This window comes from Arthrobacter sp. 01T428, assembly GCF_056398685.1.
The window spans coordinates 151,638-158,707 of sequence record NZ_JBFTPW010000009.1; the positions used below are offsets into that span (position 1 = coordinate 151,638).

The window sequence follows — 7,070 nt, forward strand, 5'->3', positions numbered from 1 at the left end:
AAACACAGCCTCTCCGGCTGCGCTAAAGGCGATCACCTGCCGGTGGAGGGCCGGCATCCCCCAACCATGGGAGAACCCGCTCCTCCGGGCCCGACGTCCGTTCGCAACTGCCCACCGGCGATCGCGTTTCCTTACTGCCCGGAAGTCACCCCGGCAACCGCAGCAGCTGCCACCTACCCCGGCGACCACCGACTACCCATTAAGGCACCCAACGTCATGACTGCCATTCCCGCCCAAGTGGATGACATCTTCAGGCCCGCCATCCACTACACGGCCAAAAACACCTGGCTGAACGACCCGAACGGACTCGTTTACCACGAGGGCATCTACCACCTCTATTACCAGAACAACCCCTTCGGGAACGTATGGGGAAACATGTCCTGGGGCCACGCCACCTCGGTGGACCTGATCAGCTGGGACGAGCAGACCGTGGCCATCCTCTGCGACGCCGAAGAGGACATCTACTCCGGCAGCATCGTCATCGACCAGTACAACACCAGCGGCCTCGGCAACGGGCGGACAGCCCCGCTGGTAGCAATTTACACGAGCGCCTACAAGGACAGCTCAGCCCGCCGGGGCACACAGGCCCAGTCGCTGGCCTGGAGCTCCGACGGCGGCTACACCTGGACGAAGCACCACGGCAACCCCGTCCTCGACAGGAGCTCCGCAGACTTCCGCGATCCGAAGGTATTCCGCTACAACGGGCACCAGGGCAGCTATTGGGTCATGGTGGCCGTCGAAGCCAAGGAGCACACAGTGGTCATCTATAGCTCCGACAACCTTCGGGACTGGCACTACCTCAGCAGCTTCGGACCCGCCAACGCCACCGGCGGCGTCTGGGAATGCCCTGACCTTTTCCCCTTGCCACTGGACGGCGACGAAGAGCAGACCAAGTGGATTCTCACTGTGAACCTCAACCCCGGTGGACCCAATGGCGGGTCAGGCGGTCAATACTTTGTCGGCCACTTCGACGGCGTGGCCTTCACATCCGAAACAACCGTCACCGACGGCAGCAGCCAAACGGCCGGGCTCGACGCCTACCACTGGCTCGATTGGGGACGGGACTACTACGCGGCCGTGTCTTTCGCCAACGCACCCGACGGGCGCCGTCTCATGGTCGGCTGGATGAACAACTGGCAATACGGCGCCGACATCCCGACCTGGCCATGGCGCAGTTCGATGTCACTCGTACGCGAAATGTCCCTGGTCACGGACCAGGGCCAGCCCCGACTGTCCCAACGGGTCGCCGACGAATATCGAACCGGCGACGCACTGTCCGTGATTACCTGGTCGGATCTTGCAATAGATGAAGGAATGCGCCACCTGCACGCCGGGGCACCGGTAGAGATCATAGAGGTGACCTTCATCCCGGGATCCGCAGAGGAATTCGGACTCATCATTCGAGGCAAGGACACCGAGGGCACACGCATCGGCATCTGTCCCTCCGCCAACCGGCTCATCATGGACCGTACGAACTCCGGCAACACGGAATTCCATGACGCCTTTGCCTCCACCGATACGGCACCACTGAAACCGGCCTCCGACGGCTCATACACTCTCACCCTCTTCATCGACCACAGCTCAGTGGAAGTCTTCGCCCAAAGCGGCCAGGTCACCATGACAGGCCTCATATTTCCCGGGCCGGACAGAACCCGCCTGTCGCTCTACGCCACAGGCGGGACCGCCACCGTCCCCAGCCTGAAAGTGACGCGACCCGCAGAGCCACCGGCGCGAACCGCAGAGCCGTTGCGATCCCACCCCCACCGGACAAGCCCGCATGCCGTAGCAGATTCTCCGGGGCATGGTATGGCCGTGGGGGGAATGGCCCCATGACTGAACTGATGCCCCAACCGCGCCATATCGCCAAGCCTGACTGGTACACCACGGACACCCCGGAGACCCTCTCCGCCACAGGCACCGCACTGCGCTGGGGCGTGGTGGCCACCGGCGGCATCGCCCACACCGTCACGGCGGACTTGGCGCTGTTGGAGGATGCCGTGCTTCAGGCAGTCAGCTCCCGCACCCAGGCGAATGCCGAGGAGTTCGCAGCGGAGTTTGGCTTTGTCCGCGCCTACTACGACAGGACCGCGGACGACGGCGGGGCCGGCTATGAGCAGCTCGTCCTGGACCCCGAGGTGGACGTGGTCTACATCGCCACCCCGCATGCCTACCACTACGAGGTGGCCAAGGCGGCCCTCAACGCAGGCAAGCATGTCCTGTGCGAGAAGGCGCTGACCATCAATGCTGCCGAGGCCCGAGCCTTGGTGGAGCTGGCCCGTGAGGGCGGGCTGTTCCTGATGGAGGCAGTCTGGGCCCGTTTCGTGCCCGGCATCCAGCGGGCCCTGGACATCATCGCCTCGGGAGAAATCGGCATCGTGCGCTGGGTCCGTGCGGATCTGGGCTTCCCGGCGCCGGAAGACCTCAGTGCCCGCGTCTGGGCCCCGGCCGACGGCGGTGGCGCGTTGTTGGATGTTACCGTCTACCCGCTGCTCTGGGCCTGGGGTGCGTTGGGTGCCCCCAACGCGGTGCACGCCTCCGGCACTGTGACGGATTTTGGCGTGGACAGCCAGAACGCACTGACGCTGGAGTATGACGGTGGTGCCCAGGCGCAGCTGATGAGCTACCTGTCCTCCTTAGGGCCCCGCACGGCCGTGGTCTCGGGAACCAAGGGCATGATCGAAACTGTGGATTTAGTGAACAATCCCAGGACCATCCGGATCAGCACCGGGTGGGACACCAGCCGCGAGGAATCCTTCGACCAGCCCGGGTCCGGCTACACCTACCAGCTGCGTGAGGTTACCCGCTGCATCCAGGCAGGACAACTGGAAAGCGCCACCATGCCATTGGCTGATTCGGTGGCCATTCTGGAGTTGTTCGACGGCGTTCGCTCCCAGTTGGGTGTGGTGTACGCCAACGATCAGCCGCCGCCGGCTTGAGATCCTGACCACGCCCGCAGGCTCGCACCTGTGAGGTTCGGCCAGCGCGCCGTCGCGCCCGGGTCGACCATCCGCACGGACGTAAAAGCAGCTGAGGCGCTTCGCCCACTTCGGCCTAGGCTAAGCCGAAATTATGTCCGTGTTAGCTCGTCGGCGATGTCGCGTGCATCTGGAAGAGAGCGTGGCCAGATTGTCGAGTTTGGTGACCACAAGGGGTGTCGCCGGAACGTGCCGCGGCCCATCGCGTTGGGCCGTAAGGTCACCTAGTCGCCGTCCACGCTGCCCGCACCCACCCCAAGACGGAGCTTGCAGAACTATTCGGCGTCTCCTGTGCCGCCATCTACCGCGAGTTCCAACGCGCGCAACCAGCCCAATCCCGAAATCTAGCGCCGCGAAAAGGACGCCATTTATCGCTGCGATTCACAATTGGAATCGCACCACACCGTGTTTAGTTCTGTCTGGGGTACACCCCAACCTGACGTCAGCGTCCCCCCCGAGTGCTGTCAGATTGGGGTCCACTTCTTTCTTTCCTGGCAAGGTGACGAGTGGGTCGTAGAACTCAACCTGACACGTGGGGGCGAACGACCTTCTTCCCTTGGAACGCACCGCCATCCTGGGCCCACTTCCGCATTAGCCCTGGCCCCGGGGCCCAGGCAGCTAACCGCCTGACTCACTCGGCGTCCTCGCAGTCGGTTCCCAACAGCGTGGCCACGATGTCTGCTGCGGCAGCCGCGCACATCCGAGCGATGTAGTCTTCCAGGTCTCAGCTAGGGCAGCCCTCACGGCGATAGTTCCCTGACCGGATCCTAACGGCAAGCCATTCCGCTCGAGCATGTCCTTGAGCCGAATGGGCTTGCTTGGGGTACGTCTCCCGCGGATGCCTCCGACCCGACCGGCGCAAGCCACTTCCGCTAGGATCGCTGGCACCGCATCTCCCACGCCTCTCAACGATGCGAACTAGGGGATTTCGATGTTCAAGGACCTCGCAGGAGCCCTGAGTCCGGCCGGCTCGATGTCAGTCGCTGAGCAACTGCAGTTTCGCGGATCATGCATGCCGCGCCGACGGTGGAATCCTCTCCCCCAGATTGCGACTCTCAAGGGCCGCGGCCCAGTGCCGGTCAACAGAATTTCCGCCCGGTCGAAGTGTCATCGGCACATCGAGTACCTTAAAAGTAAACATTACTGGTCACAAACTATTAAGAGGAGATGGGTAGTTGAAATGGCTTTGACCTGCGGGGATGCGCGAAATTGCTCCGAGCTGAACCCATATCATATAGAAGATTTTCTTGCCACTGACCGCGGTGAGATGGGTGGTGCCGGTGGTTTTCATCGCCGTCTCCAGGCTTTCGTCCAAGCCCGTGGTGTCGCCCGTGACCATTCCAGGCAGGAGTCCGGCGGCGTCGCCCTGCAACCACTCGGCGGCGGAACTGAATTGCCTTTTCAATTGGGCGGGACCGTGGGGAACGTCGGCAGGTCCTTGCGTCGGGTGCCTTGCTTCTGGCTTGTTCTGTGTGTCTGGCTTCCGCTGTGAGTCCGGCCGCATGGGTGGGGTGGCGGCGGCAAGAACACCAGCCTCGATTTGTCCTGGCTTTGCAGGCTTCAGTTTTCCGGCTGTTCTTACCTCCTGTCCCGCGACAACCTGCCCCCAGCCTTCCCCTCCGGTCAGCAGAATTCTGGTGCGGGAGCGGATCAGCATGCCGTCGGCCGCGATATCAATCACTTCGGCCGGCACGGCCCACCGTCCCGATCCACGGGAATCCGTGCCTAACTCGCGAGGATCACCCACGATCAACACATGAATGACCACCGAATCGCGCGCCGCTGCAACGTCGGCAACCGGTCCGTCGTCGCGCTGTCCGGCTTGCATTGCGGCGTGGGCGGCCACGGCCGCGCCGAACAAACACGCAACGGCCAACGTGGCAGGAAACGTCCTCAGGCTACGAGGAGCCCTGGCCCGAGTGGCGAGAAGAAGACACGCGGCGAGGGCCAAAGCCACGCACACAACTCCCGTCCAGAGGGAAGGTAGATAGGCGGCCGCAAGGGAGACAGCCCACGTGAGAACGGCAGACGGGGCCAGCCGAAGGTCTACGCGGCCGGGGCTCAGCTTGACTCCGCTCACCCTAGACCGTCACCAAGGGCAGAAGCGATTCCATCATCTTGGGACCAACACCATCCACGGCATCGAGGTCCTCCACGGCAGCGAACGGGCCGTGCTGCTGCCGCCATTCGACAATGCGTTTGGCCAGGACGGGGCCGACCTTGGGCAAGGCGTCGAGCTCCTCGGCCGTCGCGGTATTGAGGTTGACTTTTCCACCGCCAGAAGTCCCGGTTCCCGCGCCACCGGCTGTGGGCGCACCGCCAATTGGCCCCGCAAGCTGTGACGGAACAGCCTCCCCCAGCCGCGGAACATGAATCTTCGCCGAGTCCTCCACGATGGCGGCAAGGTTGAGGCTGTCAAGCTGGGCAGTTGTATCCGCACCACCAGCTGCGGCGATCGCGTCGAATACCCGCGCACCGGCGGGCACCCTGACAATCCCGGGGTTCTTCACGGCACCCGCCACGTGGACTATGAGGAGCTGGGCTCCATCGGGTGATTCCAGGTCCCCATCGACACCGCCATTTCTACTTCCCGCGCCCGCTTCGGGATTTCCTCCCGCATGTGAACTTCGAACGAGGGGCTCAACCATCGGCTGCCCGGACCAGGACTGCCAGAAGAACCAAATCACCAGCAACAAACAAGGCAAAGCCAACAACACGGCTACCCGCCATGGAGTGCGCCACCGAAGCCTCGATGGAGGTCCTGCCTCTTCGGACACCCCTTCGGTGCCTGACTGCTCCCCCACATCGTCCATAGCCGGTCCGGATGTCATCAAGGCCTGCAATGGAAGCAGAGGCTCCGTTTTGTTGACGTGGCCAGGCTGAGCCTCGGCCTCGTGGTCCGTCGGTGACGCAAGACGAGCAACGAATCGGAGCCGGGCGGCACTCGCAGCATCATCCGCGGGTGAGGCTCGGTTCCTACGTGGCATATCCACGAGCCTAGAAGGTCCGAGCCCGCAGCAGCAGCCCGGACCGGTGCTATGTGGACAGGCCCGCCGCAGAGTGCTTGTGGAGGATAAGTGGGCACAGGAGAACGCCCATCTCGGGACTCATAACTGGAAGTAGTGGTTTCTCCGGGGTTTGCGGTGGGGGTCGGTGTGCGGTGGCGGGATGAACCAGGGCACGCCCGCTTGGACCTGGATGTGCCAGTCTTCCTTGTGGATCAGGTGGTGGTGATGGCTGCAGAGCAGCGTCCCGTTCGCGGCGCTCGTGACTCCGCCGCGGGACCAGTACTCGATATGGTGGGCCTCGCACCAAGGGGCCGGCATGGTGCACCCGGGGAAGGCGCAGCCCTTGTCCCGCGCGGTGATGGCCTTGCGGATGTGCGGCGGGAAGATCCGTGAGGCCCGTCCGATGTCCAGGACCTGGCCCTCGCCGCCCAGGACCACGGGGATGATGTCGGGCGGTGGCCGCCCGTGGCGGGCAGGGATCCCGTGGCCAGGGCGAGCTTGCAGGCGCCGACCAGACCGTCCAGGAGCTTCTGCGCCCGCGACCGCCGGTCCGGCGCCCCGGCACTCCCGGACGACTCGCCGGATGAATCGCCGGACGAATCGCCGGGGGAATCGCCGGATGGTCCCCCGGACGAATCGCCGGAAGGCTCCGCGCAGACCTGAGCTGTGCCCTGGGTTGCTGCGCCCTGGGGTGTGCGGGTTCGGGGGTTGGTGGCGGTGTTCATGACCGTGAGCAGGTGTTCGTATTGCTCGGTGGTGGCGAAGATCTCCACATGCGCCAGGCCGTGTTTGGGGCGGCGCAGGAACGCTCCCTGGTGGTGGCGCAGGGATTCTTCGGACGGTTCCGGTCCGTCCTGGTCGATCGCCTCGATCCAGCGCCGGGCCACCCTGGCCAGGAAGTCCTGGTCGTTTTCCTCCGCGGTGCGGGCCAGGGCATGTTCCATCYCCGTGGCCTTCTCCGGGCTGCACAACGGACGCACCTTCGCCACGGCCATCGTGATGATCCCGGCCGAGCGGGACCCGATCACCCCGGACGCCAGCGCCGCGGCCGTTTCCCCGTGCCGGGCAGGGACCGTTTGCCCGGTGA

The 7,070-nt window shown here is 64.3% G+C and carries 4 protein-coding genes and 1 pseudogene; 2 read left to right on the forward strand and 3 right to left on the reverse strand.

Features of this window, described 5'->3' with window-relative positions:
• Nucleotides 1-216: 216 nt before the first annotated feature.
• Together AC1DJB_RS12720 and AC1DJB_RS12725 are read left to right on the forward strand one after the other, a co-directional pair.
• Entirely contained in the window at nt 217-1,833 is a 1,617-nt protein-coding gene (locus AC1DJB_RS12720) for a glycoside hydrolase family 32 protein (protein WP_476910385.1), read from the forward strand.
• Nucleotides 1,830-2,936 carry a Gfo/Idh/MocA family protein gene (locus AC1DJB_RS12725; protein ID WP_476910386.1) on the forward strand — a complete coding sequence of 369 codons (1,107 nt, stop codon included), beginning with the start codon at nt 1,830-1,832 and terminating at the stop codon, nt 2,934-2,936. Before AC1DJB_RS12720 ends, AC1DJB_RS12725 begins: the two co-directional genes overlap by 4 nt.
• A gap of 1,186 nt (nt 2,937-4,122) precedes the next feature.
• Here AC1DJB_RS12725 and AC1DJB_RS12730 read toward each other — a convergent pair.
• The 3 genes and pseudogenes from AC1DJB_RS12730 to AC1DJB_RS12740 all read right to left on the reverse strand — a co-directional run.
• On the reverse strand, nt 4,123-5,055 hold the full coding sequence (locus AC1DJB_RS12730; protein ID WP_476910387.1) for a ComEC/Rec2 family competence protein: 933 nt from the start codon (nt 5,053-5,055) through the stop codon (nt 4,123-4,125).
• Nucleotide 5,056: 1 nt separating this feature from the next.
• Nucleotides 5,057-5,806 carry a helix-hairpin-helix domain-containing protein gene (locus AC1DJB_RS12735; RefSeq protein ID WP_306959808.1) on the reverse strand — a complete coding sequence of 250 codons (750 nt, stop codon included), beginning with the start codon at nt 5,804-5,806 and terminating at the stop codon, nt 5,057-5,059.
• A 276-nt stretch (nt 5,807-6,082) separates the two neighbouring features.
• Nucleotides 6,083-7,070, reverse strand: a pseudogene (locus tag AC1DJB_RS12740) (HNH endonuclease signature motif containing protein); the annotation flags it as partial.

Excerpts from the sequence above, each read along its gene's own strand:
- AC1DJB_RS12725 (WP_476910386.1), top strand. The coding sequence starts at position 1,830 with ATGACTGAACTGATGCCCCAACCGCGCCATATCGCCAAGCCTGACTGG.
- AC1DJB_RS12735 (WP_306959808.1), bottom strand. The coding sequence starts at position 5,806 with ATGACATCCGGACCGGCTATGGACGATGTGGGGGAGCAGTCAGGCACC.
- AC1DJB_RS12720 (WP_476910385.1), top strand. The coding sequence starts at position 217 with ATGACTGCCATTCCCGCCCAAGTGGATGACATCTTCAGGCCCGCCATC.